Raw genomic sequence first — 18013 nt, 5'->3', positions numbered from 1 at the left:
CTGTCACCAGGCAAGGTCAGAAGGCACTCATGAACGGCGGCGGGTTTTTGCCTCTGTTCACCGTTCTGCCTCTGTGCAAAGCAAGTTATGCGCCAGCGCTTCTATTCCTCGGGCACCAGGTCCCGAAGTACAAACACCATGCCGGCATTTTCATACAGGCGGCGGGCCCGCAGGTTGGACTCCAGCACCTTGAGGTCGACAAACGCCTCGCCGCGTTGCTTGAACACCTGGAAGGTGTGCAGCAATAACGCACGACCCAACCCCATGCCCTGGGCACACGGATGAATGGCCAGGTTCTTGATGTAGGCGCTGGTCCAGCATTGGGACACACCCAGGATACCGCTGGCGTTACTCGCCACCAGGCACAGCTTTGGATCGAACTCGGCATCGGTAACGAACTGCTGGCGCCAATGCTCAAGGGGGCCAACACGTCCGCCGCCTTGTTCCTGGGCCAGGCTCAATACCGCGTGGATCGCCGGAGCCATGGCTTCGTGGTAATGATCCAGCTGGATATCCGCCGGCCATTGCGGCGCGGGCAGGCTGCCCGTGAGATCCCGGCGCAGCAGCTGGAAGTATTCACCCACGCGTCAGAGGCCCTGCTGTGCAACGGTCTGGGCAGCTACCACCAGGCACTTGGTCAATTCGGGGGAGGAGAACTTGGTCAGCACCGCGTTGGCGCCGGCCAGTCGGGCTTTTTCGCTGTTCATCGCACTGTCCAGGGAGGTGTGCAGCAGCACGTAGAGGTCCTGGAAGTCCGGGGTTTCCCGCAGGGTACGGGTGAAGGCGTAGCCGTCCATTTCGGACATTTCGATGTCCGACACCACCACGTTGATTTGCTCGACGGTGCCTTGCAGCTCCAGCAAACGGTCAATCGCTTCCTTGGCACTGCGGGCGGTGTGGCAGGTCAGGCCGAGGTTGCGCAGGGTGTGCACCGATTGCTGCAGGGCCACCTGGCTGTCGTCCACCACCAGGATTCGGGCGTTGCCCAGCACTTCGGCTTCTTCCATGGTCAGGTCGGTGGGCGCCGCTTCGATCTGCGCCGGGGCGATGCCGTGGATGACTTTTTCGATGTCCAGCACTTGAACCAGGGCGCCTTCGACCTGGGTCACACCGGTGATAAACGAACGCGTGCCACCCGAGCCAAACGGCGGCGGGCGAATGTCGGTGGTCAGGCAGTGCACGATCTTGCTTACCGCCTGCACATGCAGGCCCTGCTTGGAACGGCTCACATCGGTGACGATCAGGCAGCCGCCGTCCGGGTCTTGCAGGGGCATTTCCCCCAGCGCCCGACTCAGGTCGATCACCGACAAGGCGGCGCCGCGCAAGGTGGCGATGCCTTTGACGTGGGGGTGCGACTCCGGCAGCTTGGTCAGCGGCGGGCAGGGAATGATTTCACTGACTTTCAACAGGTTGATCGCCATCAGCTTGCCACTGCGCAAGGTAAAGAGCAGAAGCGAGAGTGAGTCTGCGCGGGCTTTGGTGGTGGACATAAAAACCTTCTGTGGATCAGGGATGACGATCTATAGACCGTTATCGACTCGCACGCTGAAAACTGTAGGAGCGGGCTTGCCCGCGAAGAACGTCAACGATAACGCGGGCAGCCTGAATAAACACATGGCCTTCAGGTTCTTCGCGAGCAAGCTCGCTCCTACACACAACAAGCCGTGATCAGCCCTTCCACACCTGCGGGTTCACCAAATCCTGCGGACGCTTGCCCAACAACGCACTGCGCAGGTTTTCCAGGGCACGGTTGGCCATGGCTTCGCGGGTCTCGTTGGTGGCCGAGCCGATGTGCGGCAGGGTCACGGCATTGCTCAGCTGGAACAGTGGCGACTCCGACAACGGCTCCTGCTCATACACATCCAGGCCGGCCCCACGGATGGTCTGGTTTTGCAGGGCCTCGATCAGCGCCGGCTCATCCACCACCGGGCCACGGGAGATGTTCACCAGGATCGCACTGGACTTCATCAACCCCAGCTCGCGATGGCTGATCAGGTGGCGGGTTTTCTCGCTCAACGGCACCACCAGGCAGACGAAATCGGCTTCGGCCAGCAACTGGTCGAGGCTGCGAAATTGCGCGCCGAGTTCCTGTTCCAGTTCGGTCTTGCGGCTGTTACCGCTGTACAGAATCGGCATGTTGAAGCCCAGGCGACCCCGACGGGCGATGGCCGCGCCGATGTTGCCCATGCCGACGATGCCCAGGGTCTTGCCGTGTACATCACAGCCAAACAACGGCGCGCCGACGCTGGCTTTCCACTGGCCGGCCTTGGTCCAGGCGTCCAGTTCGGCGACCCGGCGGGCGCTGCTCATCAGCAGGGCAAACGCCAGGTCGGCGGTGCTTTCAGTGAGCACGTCCGGAGTGTTGGTGAGCATGATCCCGCGCTCATTGAAGTACGCCAGGTCGTAGTTGTCGTAGCCCACCGACACGCTGGAAACCACTTCCAGTTTGCTCGCGCCTTCCAGTTGGGCACGGCCCAATTTGCGGCCTACGCCGATCAGCCCGTGGGCGTGCGGCAAAGCCTCGTTGAACTGGGCATTGATGTCACCCAGCTTTGGGTTAGGCGCAATAACGTCGAAATCCTGTTGCAGGCGTTCGATCATTTCCGGGGTGACGCGGCTGAAGGCGAGGACAGTCTTTTTCATGGAAGGCGGGCTCATCGACTACGTGGGAATGGCAAGCACGCTAACATTCTTGGGTAGGGGTTGTCAGGACGCCCCACACCCGCAAAGGTAGACTGTTGCGATTTGGGCAACAGTCATTATCTTGTTACACTCTGTATCGCACCGCTCACCTGCGCTAATTTGTCGCATCGATGAGCGCAGCGGTTAAGACCGACCCGCTCTCCCCCGATTTCCCTCGACTTATTTCCAGGGCTCTACACTGGGAATCTGTCTTAAAGCCGCTGAGTTCAGCGGCTTTTTTTTGCGCTGAAAAAAGGCCAGGAACCCCAACAACACTGGCCGGTTTCGATTGACCCAAAGGAGCTCCACCGGTGAAAACCTCGCTGACGTTCACCCCGTTATTCCTCGCGATTGCTGCAACGATCGTTCCCCTTGCCCACGCGGCAGACACCCCGGCCACCGACGGTTTCGTCGAAGGTTCCAGCTTCAAGATCAACACCCGCAACTACTACATGAACCGCGACCGTCGCGACATTCACACCGATGACAGCAAGGAATGGGGCCAGGGCATCATCGGCATTTTCGAATCCGGCTACACCCCAGGCACCGTCGGCTTCGGCCTGGACGCCAACGCCATGCTCGGCCTCAAGCTCGACGGCGGTGGCGGCACCGACGGTTCCACCATCCTGCCGGTGAGCTCCGGCAACGGTAAAGCGCCTGGCTCGTTCTCCACCGCCGGCGCGACCCTGAAAATGCGTGCCTTCGACACCGAACTGAAAGCTGGCGACCTGTTCCTCAACAACCCGGTAATCGCCGGCGGCATGACCCGCATGCTGCCGCAGACCTTCCGCGGCGTGAGCCTGACCAACCACAGCCTGGACGGCTGGATGTTCGAAGGCGGCCAGGCCAGCTTCACCAAGCTCTACAACCAGAGTGGCCACCGGCGCATCGGCACCAGCTACGGCGCCTTGCCCAACGGTGAAGACAGCCAGCACCTGGACTGGGCCGGCGTGTCCTTCAGCGGCCTGCCGGGGCTGACCAGCAACCTGTACGCGTCCGAACTCAAGGACATCTGGAACCAGTACTACTACGACCTGGACTACACTTGGCAGTTGAACGAACTGGTCAGCCTCAATCCGGGCCTGCACTACTACCACACCCAGGACACCGGCAAAGCCCTGCTGGGCAACATCGACAACAACACCTACAGCCTGCATTTCACAGTCGGCGTCGGCAATCACACCGTGACCGCCGCCTACCAGCGGGTCAACGGCAACACCCCGTTCGACTACATCAGCCAGGGCGACAGCGTTTACCTGGACAACTCCCAGCAATACTCCGACTTCAACGGCCCCAACGAACGCTCGTGGAAGCTCAAGTACGCCTATGACTTCGTCGGGCTGGGCCTGCCGGGCCTGACCTCGGCGGTATCGTACATCAGCGGCAAGACCGACCTGACCACCGTCGACCCGGACAGCCGTGGCTACTCATCCTGGTACAGTGCCGACGGCAAGAACGCCAAGCACTGGGAACGGGACATCGACCTCAAGTACGTGGTGCAAGGCGGCAAGGCCAAGGACCTGGCCGTACGCCTGCAGTGGGCGACCAATCGCGGCGGCAATGGCTACGCGGCAGTGGACCGGGACGTGGATGAATACCGAGTGATCGTCGACTACCCGATCAACGTTTTTTAACCTTCAGGCATTCTTTTAGCGGCGACGACTTATTTTTCACAACATGGAACTAAACTGCCAGTATCTCGAGTGCCGAAGTCAGTCCCATGAGTCAACGCCGCACCTTCACCCCGCCTGCACGCCCGGAGCTTCTGCTGATTCTGGGCAGCGGCCTTACCGTCATCCTGATCGTGATCATCGTTGCCGTACTGCTGACTCGCGAACACACCAGCGCCCTGCTGACGGCCCAGCGCTCCACCACCAATATCACCCAGTTAATCAACGCTGATGTGTTACGCAACGTCGAACTCTACGACCTGGCCCTGAACGGCCTGATTGTCGCGACCACCCGCCACGACTTACCCCAGGTCTCGGCCGACATCCTGCACATGGTGCAGTTCGACCAGTCCACGGCCGCCCCTTTCAAAGGTGAGGTCCTGCTGCTGGACAAGGCCGGCACGGTCACCGCCGACTCCTCCACGCTGAAGCCCACGTCACGCAATTTCGCCAATCGCGACTATTTCCAGGTCCACCAGCAGAACCCGAACGCGGGCTTGTTCATCAGCCGGCCCTTCAAGATTCGTTGCGAGTGCGATCAGGTCTGGCGTATTGCGTTCAGCCGTCGGGTGCCCGGGCCCAACGGCGAGTTTGCCGGTGTGGCGGTGGCGACCATGCGCCTGGCGTATTTCGACCAGTTGTTCAATAGCCTGACCATCGGCAGCGGCAGCAGCATCAACCTGCTGAACAACGACGGCATTCTACTGGCCCAGCAGCCTCTGCTCGAAAGCGACATGATCAATAAAGACCTGAGCATGCGGCCAAACTTCAAAAGAATGCTGCGCGAAGGCAGCGGCAGTTTCAGCGGCCTCTCCTCCATCAGTGGCAAGCAACGGCTGTACACCTTCACCAGCGTCGGTGCGCTGCCGCTGATTGTGGTAGTGGCGCTGTCCAACGATGACGTGTTTGCCGCCTGGAGACGTGCCACCGTGCTGATCAGTGGCGCCACCGGTGTGCTGTGTATAGGCCTGCTGTGGCTGACCTGGATGCTGCGCCGGGAACTGCGCCGCCGCTATCGCGCCGAGAAGGTGTTGTCGGAACTGGCGGCCACCGACGCCCTCACCGGCTTGGCCAACCGCCGCACCCTCGACCAGCGCCTGCGCCTGGAATGGGAGCGCGCGCAACGCTCAGGCGAGCCACTGGCGTTGCTGATGATCGACGTCGACCACTTCAAGGCCTTCAACGACCGCCATGGCCACCAAGGCGGTGACGAGGCATTGCGCACCGTCGCCCGGGTCATCGGCAGCAATATTCGTCGCCCCGCCGACCTGGCGGCCCGTTACGGCGGCGAAGAGTTCGCGGTGATCCTGCCGGATACCGACAGCGACGGCGCGAGCACCATCGCCGAGCATATCCGCAGCGCGGTGGAGCACTTGCCACCGGCGGACGGGGATGCGTTGTCGGTCACCGTCAGCATCGGCCTCAGCACCTGGGACAAACGCAGCCGTGGCACACTCGAAGAGCTGATGTTGAACGCCGATCGAGCGCTGTATGACGCCAAGCACTCCGGGCGCAACCGCACGGTTCACAGCCAGACCACATGAGCCGGTATCAGCAACTACGCTAAAGGCATCCTCGAAGCAGAAGTACGCCCGATGAGCCCAAGCACCACCCGCCTGCCCCGTCCTACCCACCGCCCGGAACTGCTGCTGATCATCGGCAGTTGCGTCACGGTGCTGCTGATCATGCTGGTGGTCGCGGTGTTGTTGAACCGCGAACACGCCAACAGCTTGCAGGCGGCCCAGCGCAGCGCCAATAACATCACCCAACTGATCGACGCCGATGTACTGCGCAACGTCGAGCTGTATGACTTATCGATCAAGGGCCTGATCGCAGCCACCGAACGCAGTGATTTGGCGGGTGTATCGGCCAGCATCCGCCACCTGGTGCTGTTCGACCGTTCGGAAGCAGCGCCGTACAAGGGCGACATCCTGCTGTTGGACAAGAAGGGTGATGTGATCGCCGATTCCTCGCTGCTGACGCCTAAAGTGGCCAACTTCGCCGACCGTGATTACTTTCAGGCTCACCGACAGAACCCCGACCTGGGCCTGTTTATCAGCCGGCCCTTCATGGCGCGTTGCGTATGTGAGGACCAATGGCGCATCGCATTCAGCCGTCGGGTTTCCGGGCCCGACGGGCGATTCCTGGGGGTGGCCGTGGCGTCCATGCGCCTGTCGTATTTCCAGCAACTGTTCCGCAGCCTGAATATCGGCAACGACGGCACCATCAACCTGATCAACCAGCAGGGCATCCTGCTGGCCCAACAGCCGTTGCTGGAACGGGACATGATCGACAAGGACCTCAGTCAGCGCCCCAACGTCGCGCGCATCCTGCAAGAGCGCGACGGCAACTTTCGTGGTACGTCCAGTGTGGATGAGGAGGACCGCCTCTACACCTTCTCAACAGTGGGGGATTTGCCGCTTGTCGTCGTCGTGGCCCTGTCCACCAATGACATATTCGCGCCCTGGAAGCGTGCGGCACTGTTGATCAGCGGGGCCACCGGGGTTTTGTGCATTGGCCTGTTATGGCTGACCTGGATGCTCTGCATGGAGCTGCGCAAGCGCCATCGCGCCGAGCAGGTGCTGTCAGAACTGGCAGCCACCGATGCGCTCACCGGCCTGGCCAACCGCCGCACCCTGGACCAGCGCCTGCGCCTGGAATGGGACCGCGCCCAGCGTTCGGCCGAGCCGTTGACGGTGCTGATGATTGACGTGGACCACTTCAAGGCGTTCAACGACCGACATGGCCATCAAGGTGGCGACGAGGCATTGCGCACGGTGGCGCGGGTGATCGAGAGCAATATCCGCCGCCCGGCCGACCTCGCGGCCCGCTATGGCGGGGAAGAATTTGCGGTGGTGCTGCCGCACACCGACAGCCAGGGTGCACGCGTGATTGCTGAACATATGCGCAGCAGTGTCGAACACCTGCCACGGGTGGGCGGGGATACGGTGCCGATTACCGTCAGCATTGGCCTCAGTACCTGGACCAAAAACAGCCGCACCACGCTGGAAGAATTACTGCTCAACGCCGACCAGGCGCTGTATGAGGCCAAGCATACCGGGCGTAATCGCGTTGTTGATGCCTCCGTGTTAAAGCCGTGACGCGGAGCGTCACAGGAGGCGTTACCACGCAGAGCGTGGGAACGATCAAAAAAAAGGCCACCCGAAGGCAGCCTTTAAAAACAAAAGGAAAGAGAGTTGTTACTTACACCGCCGCGACGGGACGCATGTAAGAGATCGGTGCGGTGCTGGCATCTTCGAAGGTCACGACTTCCCAGGCATCTGTCTGTGCAATCAGCTTGCGCAGCAGTTGGTTGTTCAGGGCGTGGCCAGACTTGAAGCCTTTGAACTCGCCTATCAGGCTATTGCCCAGCAGGTAGAGGTCACCGATTGCATCGAGAATTTTGTGCTTCACGAATTCGTCTTCATAGCGAAGGCCGTCTTCGTTCAGTACACCATCCGCGTCGACCACAATGGCGTTTTCAACGCTGCCGCCGAGTGCGAGGTTGTGCTTGCGCAGGTACTCGATGTCACTCATGAAACCAAAGGTACGGGCGCGGCTGACTTCTTTTACAAACGAAGTGCTGGAAAAATCCACGCTTGCACTTTGTGTGCGGTCACGGAATACCGGGTGATCGAAATCGATCTCAAAGCTCACTTTAAAGCCTTCGAACGGGACGAAGGTGGCGCGCTTGTCGCCGTCTTCTACTGTCACTTCCCGCAGAATGCGAATGAACTTCTTGGCTGCGTCCTGTTCTTCCAGGCCGGCAGATTGAATCAAGAATACGAAGGGTCCGGCGCTGCCATCCATGATTGGGACTTCGGACGCGGAGAGCTCGACGTAGGCGTTATCGATGCCCAGACCGGCCATGGCCGAGAGCAAGTGCTCCACCGTGTCCACTTTGACGTCACCGTTGACCAACGTGGTCGACATCGTGGTTTCGCCAACATTTTCCGCGCGAGCAGGAATCTGCACCACAGGGTCCAGGTCGGCACGAACAAACACGATGCCGGTGTCGACAGGTGCGGGCTTGAGGGTCAGGTATACCTTCTCCCCGGAGTGCAGACCTACACCTGTGGCACGGATAATATTCTTCAGGGTGCGTTGTTTAATCATGGCTTGGACCGCTTCAGCGCAAATTGCGAACTGGTATCAACAAAGGCTGGCGATAATAGCAGACCAGACCTTTGCTGAACACCAATCACCTTCATAGCCCTGATACATTCCATTAATCGGCCTGACGACGCAGGAAAGCCGGGATGTCCAGGTAGTCCAGGTCATCTTGCGGATTCGGGCTACGGGATGCAGCAGCACCGGCCTGAGCCTGGTTGCGCATCACGGTCGGACGATCCAGGTCACGATAGTTCACAGACGGCAGTTCCTGGCGCGAAGGCGCTGGAGCGGCAGCTTGCTGGCTGGCGTGGCTGGTATGGACGGTATTGTCGATCACCTTTACAGGCTTCTCGATTTTTGCACCCAGGCCGGTAGCAACAACGGTCACGTGCAGTTCGTCGCGCATGTCTGGATCGATAACCGTACCGACCTTGACCATGGCGTGCTCGGAAGCGAAGGCTTCGATGATGCTACCCACGTCGGAGTACTCACCCAGGGACAGGTCAGGACCGGCGGTGATGTTCACCAGGATGCCGCGTGCACCTTGCAGGTTCACGTCTTCCAGCAACGGGTTGCGGATGGCCGCTTCGGTAGCTTCGCGTGCACGGTTCGGACCGCTGGCGCAGCCAGTGCCCATCATCGCCATGCCCATTTCGCTCATCACGGTACGTACGTCGGCAAAGTCGACGTTGATCATGCCCGGACGCTTGATGATGTCGGAGATACCGCGAACGGCACCGGCCAGTACATCGTCAGCCTTGGCGAAAGCCGACAGCAGGCTGGCGTCCTTACCGAGGATGGTCAGCAGCTTCTCGTTGGGAATAGTGATCAACGAGTCGACGCTTTCGGACAGCAGACGGATGCCTTCATCGGCGATCTGCATGCGCTTGCGACCTTCGAACGGGAACGGACGGGTCACGACGGCAACCGTCAGGATCCCCATTTCTTTGGCCACTTCGGCAATGATCGGCGCAGCACCGGTACCGGTACCACCGCCCATGCCCGTGGTGATGAACACCATGTTGGTGCCTTGCAGCACTTCGGCAATGCGCTCGCGGTCTTCCAGAGCGGCTTGACGGCCGACTTCCGGATTCGCGCCGGCACCCAGGCCCTTGGTCACGGCTGTGCCCAATTGCAGGATGGTGCGTGCACCGATGCTTTTGAGGGCCTGGGCGTCAGTGTTGGCGCAGATGAATTCAACGCCTTCAATGTTGCTTTTGACCATGTGGTTGACAGCGTTGCCGCCGCCACCGCCGACGCCGATCACTTTGATGACCGGGCTTGCGGGGATGTTGTCTACGAGTTCGAACATTTTCCCTCTCCTTTCATTTCTCTAGTTTTTTCGCCTACTACTTGAAACGGTGTTGCGGTAAATCTTTAGAAATTGCCTTTCACCCAAGCCTGCAACCGCTCGAACAACGGTGCTTTCGCTTCGTCGTCGCTTCTGTAGCTGTCGCGGTTGCTCGGGCCCGACAGGGAAATGCCGTCGGTCTGCTTTTGCAGCCCGTACAACAGCAAGCCCACACCGGTGGAATAAATCGGGTTACGCACCACGTCGCCCAAGCCTTTCACGCCATGGGGCACGCCCAGGCGCACCGGCATGTGGAAGATTTCCTCGGCCAGTTCGACCGCGCCTTCCATCTTCGAGGTGCCACCGGTCAGCACGATGCCGGCCGGGATCAAATCTTCGTAGCCACTGCGGCGCAGTTCAGCCTGGATCAGGGTGAACAGTTCGTCGTAGCGCGGTTCAACCACTTCGGCCAACGCTTGGCGCGACAGTTCGCGCGGTGGACGGTCGCCCACGCTCGGCACCTTGATGGTTTCACCGGCACCGGCCAGCTTGGCCAGGGCACAGGCGTAACGGATCTTGATTTCTTCGGCGTACTGGGTCGGGGTGCGCAACGCCATGGCGATGTCGTTGGTCACCTGGTCACCGGCAATCGGGATCACGGCGGTGTGACGGATCGCACCCTCGGTGAAGATCGCGATGTCCGTGGTACCGCCGCCGATGTCCACCAGGCACACGCCCAGTTCTTTTTCGTCGTCGGTCAGTACCGAGTAAGCCGAAGCCAACTGCTCGAGAATGATGTCGTCGATTTCCAGGCCGCAGCGGCGCACGCATTTTTCAATGTTCTGTGCAGCGTTGACGGCGCAGGTCACCACGTGAACCTTGGCTTCCAGACGTACGCCCGACATGCCCAGGGGCTCGCGAACGCCTTCCTGGTTGTCGATCACGTAGTCCTGCGGCAGCGTATGCAGCACGCGCTGGTCAGCCGGGATCGCCACGGCTTGCGCTGCGTCAAGTACCCGCTCCAGGTCAGCCGAGCTGACTTCACGGTCGCGAATCGCCACGATGCCGTGGGAATTCAGGCTGCGGATGTGGTTGCCGGCAACACCGACAAATGCCGAGTGAATCCGGCAACCGGCCATCAGCTGCGCTTCTTCGATGGCGCGCTGGATCGATTGCACGGTGGATTCAATATTCACCACCACGCCCTTCTTCAGGCCCCGGGACGGATGCGTGCCGATTCCGACGATTTCCAGCGTGCCGTCGTCCGCGACCTCGCCTACCAGCGCCACCACCTTGGAGGTGCCGATATCCAGACCGACGATCATTTTGCCGCTTTGCACGTTTGCCATGGGTCCTGCCTCTTCTTAATTCTTCGCGACAGCAGGTTGCGCTGCCGTGGGCGCCGCAGGGGCCCGCCAGCCGACGGCAAGGCCGTTGGCGTAACGCAGGTCGATGCTCGCAATGTTCGTAATCTGTTCTTTCAAGGTCTTTTCATAGATGGCGATAAAACGGCGCATCTTTTCCACCAGGTTGCCGCGTCCCAGCAACAACTCGATGCCCGGGCCGGAACTGCCTGCACCCGTGGTCAAAAACCAGCTGCCCCGCTCGCGCAATTCCAGTCGCGCAATCGAGAAACCCAACGGCCGCAGCATCTGGCTCAGCGCCTGGTACTGCTGCATCACTTGCTGCTGCGCCCGCTGTGGCCCGAACAACTGCGGCAGGTGCTCGTAATTTGCCACTTCGCGAGGCGCAAATGCCTGGCCCTGGTTGTTCAACAACTGTCCATCACCCCAACGGGCCACGGGCAGTTGTTCTTCCAGGCGGATCGTTACCTGATCCGGCCACACGCGACGAACTTCGGCGTGGGCAATCCATGGCATCTGTTCCAGCTCGGAACGCATGCCTGCCAGGTCGATGGTGAAGAAGCTCGACGCCACAAACGGGGCGATTCGCTGCTGCACGGCTTGCTGGCTGATGTAACTCAAGTCGCCCTGCACGCTGATCTTGGTGATCGGCCGGTCGGCATACGGCAACAGACGCTGGGCGCCTTCGTACGTACCAAACCCCAACGCCACCAGAATCACCGGCCAGAACAGCGCCTTCAGAAAACCAAAATTGGCTTTCGGCATGCGCGCCGACATCGGCTCTTTAGCCACCATTCGGCTGGCACCACGCGGCACCGGCTTGCGGCCGGGAGCGGGTTGCTGATGACGAAGCGATGCGCCGTTCATGGTCTTAGCCTCGGGGCTCAATGCTTGCGGCCAGGATCGCCAGCACCAACTGCTGGAAATCCAAACCGGCTGCACGAGCGGCCATAGGTACCAGGCTGTGATCGGTCATCCCGGGTGCGGTGTTGACTTCAAGGAACCAGAAATTCCCTTGGTCATCCTGCATCACGTCTGCCCGCGCCCAACCGGCGATACCCAGCGCCTCACAGGCTTTCGCCGTGAGGTCCATCAATTCCTGTTCCTTGGTTGCGTCGAGGCCGCACGGGATCCGGTACTGAGTATCGGAAGCCACGTACTTGGCGTCGTAGTCATAAAAGGTGTGGGGCGTGCCCAATGCGATAGGCGGCAATACCTGGCCACGCAGCGTAGCGATGGTGAACTCGGGACCTTGAATCCACTGTTCCACCAACACTTGCGAATCGTAGGTACTGGCCGCTTTCCATGCGTCAATCAATTCGGCGGCTGAGTTCACTTTAGCCATGCCGATACTGGAGCCTTCATGGGCTGGTTTGACGATCAAAGGCAGGCCCAGTTCCTTGGCTGCAGAAATACAATCGTCTTCGCTGCACAGCACGCTGTGACGCGGGGTCGGAATACCCAGGCTGTGCCACACCTGTTTGGTGCGCAACTTGTCCATGGCCAGCGCCGAAGCGAGGATGCCGCTGCCGGTGTACGGAATGCCCAGGCATTCCAGCAGGCCTTGCATGCTGCCGTCTTCACCGCCACGGCCGTGAAGAATGACGAAGGCGCGGTCGATCTTTTCGGCCTGCAGGCGCGACAGGAAGTCATCGCCCACGTCGATGCCGAACGCGTTCACACCGGCGCTTTGCAGCGCTTCCAGTACGGCGTTGCCGGACTTCAGCGACACTTCACGCTCAGCACTTTTGCCACCGAACAGCACCGCGACGCGGCCGAAGTCGGCAGGTTGGATGGTGGAGAACAGCGAGCCGTAGTCAGTGGTCATTTCGACTTCCCCTGTGCAGCGGCAAACAGCGGACTTGCCAGCAATTTAGGGGCGAGGCCGCCGATATCACCGGCACCCTGGCACAGCAGGATGTCGCCGGCGCGCAGCAGCGGCTTGACGATTGGCGCGAGGTCCACACCGCGTTCGATGTAGATCGGGTCCAGTTGGCCGCGTTGACGGATGCTGTTGCACAGCTTGCGGCTGTCGGCGCCCGGGATCGGCTCTTCACCGGCCGGGTAGACTTCCATCAGCAGCAACACGTTGGCATCCGCCAGTACATTGACGAAATCGTCGTACAGGTCGCGGGTACGGCTGTAGCGGTGCGGCTGGTACACCATCACCAGGCGGCGTTCCGGCCAGCCACCGCGTACGGCCTTGATCACCGCTGCGACTTCGGTCGGGTGGTGACCGTAGTCGTCCACCAGCATCACGTTGCCGCCGTCCACCGGCAGTTCGCCGTACACCTGGAAGCGACGACCTACGCCGGCAAAACCCGACAGGCCTTCGACGATGGCTTCATCGCTGACGCCTTCGTCGGAGGCGATGCAGATGGTCGCCAGGGAGTTGAGTACGTTGTGGTTGCCCGGCATGTTCACCGAGACATCCAGCGGCTCGCGGTCAGGACGCAGCACGGTGAAGAAGGTCTGCATGCCCTGCTGGCGCACATTGATTGCGCGCACGTCGCAGTCTTCGCTGAAGCCGTAGGTCACGGTCGGACGCTTGACCAGCGGCAGGATTTCGCGCACCACCGGATCGTCCAGGCACATCACGGCCAAACCGTAGAACGGCAGGTTGTGCAGGAACTCGACGAAGGTTTTCTTCAGTTTGTTGAAGTCACCGTCGTAGGTCGCCATGTGGTCGGCGTCGATGTTGGTCACCACGGCCACCAGCGGTTGCAGGTGCAGGAAGCTGGCATCGCTTTCATCGGCTTCAGCGATCAGGTAGCGGCTGGTACCGAGCTGTGCATTGGTGCCGGCTGCATTCAGGCGGCCACCGATCACGAACGTCGGGTCCAGGCCACCGGCGGCGAACACCGAGGCGATCAGGCTGGTGGTGGTGGTCTTGCCGTGGGTACCGGCGACGGCAATGCCGTGGCGGTAGCGCATCAGTTCGGCCAGCATCTCGGCGCGCGGCACCACGGGAATGCGGCGTTCAAGGGCAGTCGCCACTTCCGGGTTGGAGGTGTTCACGGCACTGGAGACCACCAGCACATCGGCCTCGGCGGCGTTCTCGGCGCGGTGACCGATAAAGATTTTCGCGCCAAACGATTCCAGGCGCTCGGTGACCGGCGACATTTTCAGGTCGGAGCCGGACACCTGATAACCCAGGTTCAGCAACACTTCGGCGATCCCGCACATGCCCACGCCGCCGATACCGACGAAGTGGATGCGACGGATGCGGCGCATTTCCGGCTGTGGCATGGCTTTCTGATTCTCAACCATGGGCCACCTCCAGGCAGATATCGACCACGGTGCGGGTTGCGTCAGGTTTGGCCAGGCGGCTTGCGGTGCTCGCCATGCTGTTCAGTCGTTCCGGTTGCATCAAAACCTCGGTCAGGCGTGCGGCCAAATCGGCGGCGCCAGTCGTTCTTTGCGGCAGCAGGAAGGCAGCGCCCTCCCCAGCCAAATATTCGGCGTTGCGGGTCTGGTGATCGTCGATCGCGTGGGGCAAAGGCACCAGCAAGGACGGCAGACCGGCGGCAGCCAGTTCACTGACGGTCAACGCACCTGCGCGACAGACCACCAGGTCGGCCCAGCCATAGGCTTGGGCCATGTCTTTGATGAAGGGCTGCACATTCGCCTCCACACCCGCTTCGCGATAACGCGTGGCGGTCACTTCATCGTGATTTTTGCCGGCCTGATGGAAGATCTCGGGGCGCAGTTCCTCAGGGAGTTGCGACACCGCTTCAGGCAGCAATTTGTTCAAGGGCTCCGCGCCCAGGCTTCCGCCCAGGATCAACAGGTGCGCCTTGCGACCGGCCAACGGCTGGCGGGCGATGTCCATGAACAGTTCGGTACGCACCGGGTTGCCGGTGGTGCGCAGTTTGTCCGTGGCACCAAAGGTCTTCGGGAAGGCCTCGCACACCCGGGCAGCCAACGGCACCAGCAGGCGGTTGGCGGTGCCGGCCACGGCGTTCTGCTCGTGGACGATCACCGGCACGCCAGCGAGTTTTGCCGCGACACCACCCGGGCCGGTGACGTATCCACCAAAGCCCAGCACGCACACCGGCTTCACTTCACGGATCACCTTGCGCGCCTGCCACACCGCTTTGAGCAACACGAACGGCGCCTTGAGCAGGGACAATTTGCCCTTGCCACGCAGGCCGGTGACGTTGATCAAATGCAGCGGCAAGCCGGCATTCGGTACCAGATCGTTTTCGATGCCACGGGGCGTACCGAGCCAATGCACGCTGTAGCCGCGGTTCTGGAATTCGCGGGCACAGGCCAGCGCCGGGAACACGTGGCCACCGGTGCCGCCCGCCATGATCAGCACGTTAGCGCCCATGGTTCGGCTCCTCGGCGAAGTCGCTTTCGCTGAACTCCATCTCTTCGCTGCCCAGGTGGGTCCGACTCTCCCACTCGATACGTAGCAACAACCCGAGACAGGCGCAGCAAATCACCAACGAGCTGCCGCCGTAACTGAGGAACGGCAAGGTCAGGCCCTTGGTCGGCAGCAAGCCGACGTTCACCCCGATATTGATCAGGAACTGGCCGATCCACAGGAACGACAAGCCGTACGCTACGTAAGCGGCGAAATACTGTTTGGCTTTCTCGGCCCACAGGCCGATGTACATGCCGCGTACACACACGAATACGAACAGCGCGACGGTGCACAACGAACCGACCACGCCCAGCTCTTCGGCGAGTACCGAGAACACGAAGTCAGTGTGGGCTTCCGGCAGGTAGAACTGCTTCTGCACGCTGTTGCCCAGGCCCACGCCCAGCCACTCGCCGCGACCGAAGGCGATCAACGCCTGAGTCAGCTGGTAGCCGGAACCGAATTGATCGGACCATGGGTCGGTAAAGGTAATCAGACGCGCCATCCGGTAGGGCTGCGCCTGCACCAGAATGGTCACGGCGGCCACCGCCAGCACCACCATCAAGGTGAAGCGGAACAGGCCCACGCCACCGAGGAACAGCATCGCCGCCGCCGCCCCCATCATTACGACGGTGGCACCGAAGTCCGGCTCCATCAGCAACAGGCCGGCCATGGGCAACAGCACGATGAACGGCTTGAAGAAGCCCATCCAGCTTTCGCGTACTTCTTTCTGGCGCCGCACCAGGTAACCGGCGAGGTAGATCACCACGAACACCTTGGCGATTTCCGACGGCTGCACGTTGAACGCACCGAAGCCGATCCAGCGCATCGAACCGTTCACCTCACGCCCGATGCCGGGCAGGATCACCATCACCAACAGGCCGAACGCGCCCACCAGCATTAGCCAACCCAGGCGCTGCCAGGTGGCAATCGGGATCATCATGGTGACGATGCAGGCACCGAGACCGATCACCAGGTACACCAGGTGACGGATCATCATGTACAGGGTGTTGCCCGATTGCACGGCGGCTACTTCCGAGGACGCCGAGGTAATCATTACCAGGCCCAGGCCCAGCAGCGCGAGGCAACCGGCAAGCATCGGGAAGTCCAGGTCGATACCGCGCCCGGTGATGATCGGCGACGGGTACGGCTTGATGATGTTGCGCAAATTGATACTCATGCCAAGGCCTCCACGGCGCGGGCGAACAGCTGGCCGCGCTCTTCGTAGTTCTTGAACATGTCGAAACTCGCGCAGGCAGGCGACAGCAGCACCACGTCACCCGGCTGGGCCAGGGCTTTGGATTGAGCGATGGCGTCATCCAGGGACTGCGCGCGCACCTGCGGTACGGCGTCGCCCAGGGCATCGGCGATCAAGCCGGAATCACGGCCCATCAACACCACGGCGCGGCAGTTGGCAGCGACCGGGCCTTTAAGGTCCTTGAAGTCGGCACCCTTGCCGTCGCCACCGGCGATCAGCACGACCTTGCCTTGAATGTCGGCACCCAAACCTTCGATGGCAGCAAGTGCCGCACCGACGTTGGTGGCCTTGGAATCGTTGTAATAGCCAACGCCATCCAGCTCGCGAACCCACTGGCAGCGATGCTCAAGCCCGGCAAAGCTACGCAGGGCCGAGAGCATGGCGTCGAACGGCAAGCCGACCGCGTGACCGAGTGCCAGCGCCGCCAGGGCATTGGCCTGGTTGTGGGCGCCACGGATTTTCAGTTCGCGCACCGGCATCAGGTTCTGGAATTCGAAGGCCAGGTATTTCTCGCCGTTCTCTTCCCGAAGGCCGAAAGCCTTGAAGTCGGGTTTGTTCAGGCCGAAGGTCCAGCACGGCAGACCTTCGCCGATCAGCGGACGGCTCAGGGAATCCTGACGGTTCACCACCACTTGCCGCGCGCCCCGGAAGATCCGGTGCTTGGCCAGGTGATAGGCCGGCAGGCCGCTGTAGCGGTCCATGTGGTCTTCGCTGACGTTGAGCACGGTGGCCACTTCGGCGTTGAGCTGGTCGGTGGTTTCCAGCTGGAAGCTCGACAGCTCCATCACGTACAGCTCGACGTCGTCGTTGAGCAGGTCCAGCGCCGGCGTACCGAGGTTGCCGCCCACGGCCACGCGCTTGCCGGCCGCAGCCGCCATCTCGCCCACCAGGGTGGTGACGGTGCTTTTTGCATTGGAACCACTGATAGCCACGATCGGCGCCTTCGCGTTACGCGCGAACAGCTCGATATCGCCGGACAACTTCACCCCACGGGCCGCCGCCGCTTGCAGGGCCGGGGTCGCCAGGGCCAGGCCGGGGCTCACGTAGAGCTCATCGGCACGGCACAGAAACTCGACATCCAGCTCGCCACAACGCACTTCCACGTGCGGGTAGTCACGGCGCAGCGTGACCAGCTCCGGTGGATTTTCCCGCGTATCGGCCACGGCAAACGACGTGCCCCGGTTCGCCAGGAAGCGAACCAGGGACATGCCGCTCTTGCCGAGGCCGACAACGATGCGGAAGTGGTCTGAAGCGATCAGGGACACTCGT

Annotated in this window: 15 protein-coding genes; 3 read left to right on the top strand and 12 right to left on the bottom strand. The window is 61.3% G+C overall.

Translation table 11 applies throughout. From position 1 onward, the window contains the following. Window positions 1-101 precede the first annotated feature (101 nt). From ACUN0G_RS18500 to ACUN0G_RS18490, 3 genes are all read right to left on the bottom strand, one after another. Window positions 102-584 (bottom strand): GNAT family N-acetyltransferase, encoded by a 483-nt coding sequence (locus ACUN0G_RS18500; protein WP_258347832.1) that lies wholly within the window; start codon window positions 582-584, stop codon window positions 102-104. 3 nt (window positions 585-587) lie between these two features. Further along, entirely contained in the window at window positions 588-1490 is a 903-nt protein-coding gene (locus tag ACUN0G_RS18495) for a chemotaxis protein CheV (RefSeq protein ID WP_063027220.1), read from the bottom strand. Between the two features lie 178 nt (window positions 1491-1668). After that, the gene (locus tag ACUN0G_RS18490) at window positions 1669-2643 is read right to left on the bottom strand and encodes a 2-hydroxyacid dehydrogenase (RefSeq protein WP_445573970.1); all 975 of its coding nucleotides are present in this window, start codon (window positions 2641-2643) and stop codon (window positions 1669-1671) included. A 350-nt stretch (window positions 2644-2993) separates the two neighbouring features. Here ACUN0G_RS18490 and ACUN0G_RS18485 point away from each other — a divergent pair, with 350 nt between their 5' ends. The 3 genes from ACUN0G_RS18485 (at window position 2994) to ACUN0G_RS18475 (ending at window position 7453) form a co-directional block, all read left to right on the top strand. Next, the gene (locus tag ACUN0G_RS18485) at window positions 2994-4316 is read left to right on the top strand and encodes an OprD family porin (RefSeq protein WP_445573969.1); all 1323 of its coding nucleotides are present in this window, start codon (window positions 2994-2996) and stop codon (window positions 4314-4316) included. A gap of 86 nt (window positions 4317-4402) precedes the next feature. Then, a complete protein-coding gene (locus ACUN0G_RS18480) occupies window positions 4403-5896 on the top strand; it encodes a sensor domain-containing diguanylate cyclase (protein ID WP_445573968.1) in 1494 nt (497 codons plus the stop codon). 51 nt (window positions 5897-5947) lie between these two features. Further along, entirely contained in the window at window positions 5948-7453 is a 1506-nt protein-coding gene (locus ACUN0G_RS18475; protein WP_445573967.1) for a diguanylate cyclase, read from the top strand. Window positions 7454-7556: 103 nt separating this feature from the next. On the opposite strand, the gene lpxC is transcribed toward ACUN0G_RS18475, so the two are convergent. From lpxC to murD, 9 genes are all read right to left on the bottom strand, one after another. Then, on the bottom strand, window positions 7557-8468 hold the full coding sequence (lpxC, locus tag ACUN0G_RS18470; protein ID WP_003216227.1) for a UDP-3-O-acyl-N-acetylglucosamine deacetylase: 912 nt from the start codon (window positions 8466-8468) through the stop codon (window positions 7557-7559). Window positions 8469-8580: 112 nt separating this feature from the next. Next, window positions 8581-9777 carry a cell division protein FtsZ gene (gene ftsZ / locus ACUN0G_RS18465; RefSeq protein ID WP_003216225.1) on the bottom strand — a complete coding sequence of 399 codons (1197 nt, stop codon included), beginning with the start codon at window positions 9775-9777 and terminating at the stop codon, window positions 8581-8583. A gap of 65 nt (window positions 9778-9842) precedes the next feature. Continuing rightward, window positions 9843-11105 (bottom strand): cell division protein FtsA, encoded by a 1263-nt coding sequence (gene ftsA, locus ACUN0G_RS18460; RefSeq protein ID WP_003216224.1) that lies wholly within the window; start codon window positions 11103-11105, stop codon window positions 9843-9845. Between the two features lie 15 nt (window positions 11106-11120). Continuing rightward, window positions 11121-11987 carry a cell division protein FtsQ/DivIB gene (locus ACUN0G_RS18455; RefSeq protein WP_029615882.1) on the bottom strand — a complete coding sequence of 289 codons (867 nt, stop codon included), beginning with the start codon at window positions 11985-11987 and terminating at the stop codon, window positions 11121-11123. A 4-nt stretch (window positions 11988-11991) separates the two neighbouring features. After that, window positions 11992-12948 carry a D-alanine--D-alanine ligase gene (locus ACUN0G_RS18450; protein ID WP_076014383.1) on the bottom strand — a complete coding sequence of 319 codons (957 nt, stop codon included), beginning with the start codon at window positions 12946-12948 and terminating at the stop codon, window positions 11992-11994. Continuing rightward, complete coding sequence (gene murC / locus ACUN0G_RS18445; RefSeq protein ID WP_258347876.1) at window positions 12945-14390, bottom strand: UDP-N-acetylmuramate--L-alanine ligase; 1446 nt, start codon at window positions 14388-14390, stop codon at window positions 12945-12947. The genes ACUN0G_RS18450 and murC overlap by 4 nt, the downstream gene beginning before the upstream one ends. Further along, complete coding sequence (gene murG, locus ACUN0G_RS18440) at window positions 14383-15453, bottom strand: undecaprenyldiphospho-muramoylpentapeptide beta-N-acetylglucosaminyltransferase (protein WP_421523728.1); 1071 nt, start codon at window positions 15451-15453, stop codon at window positions 14383-14385. Before murG ends, murC begins: the two co-directional genes overlap by 8 nt. After that, complete coding sequence (gene ftsW / locus ACUN0G_RS18435) at window positions 15443-16666, bottom strand: putative lipid II flippase FtsW (protein WP_010170479.1); 1224 nt, start codon at window positions 16664-16666, stop codon at window positions 15443-15445. The genes murG and ftsW overlap by 11 nt, the downstream gene beginning before the upstream one ends. Then, entirely contained in the window at window positions 16663-18009 is a 1347-nt protein-coding gene (gene murD, locus ACUN0G_RS18430) for a UDP-N-acetylmuramoyl-L-alanine--D-glutamate ligase (protein WP_445573966.1), read from the bottom strand. Before murD ends, ftsW begins: the two co-directional genes overlap by 4 nt. Window positions 18010-18013 lie beyond the last annotated feature (4 nt).

It is taken from the genome of Pseudomonas sp. 32A (assembly GCF_052682255.1).
This window is presented reverse-complemented; position numbering and strand designations above follow the sequence as displayed.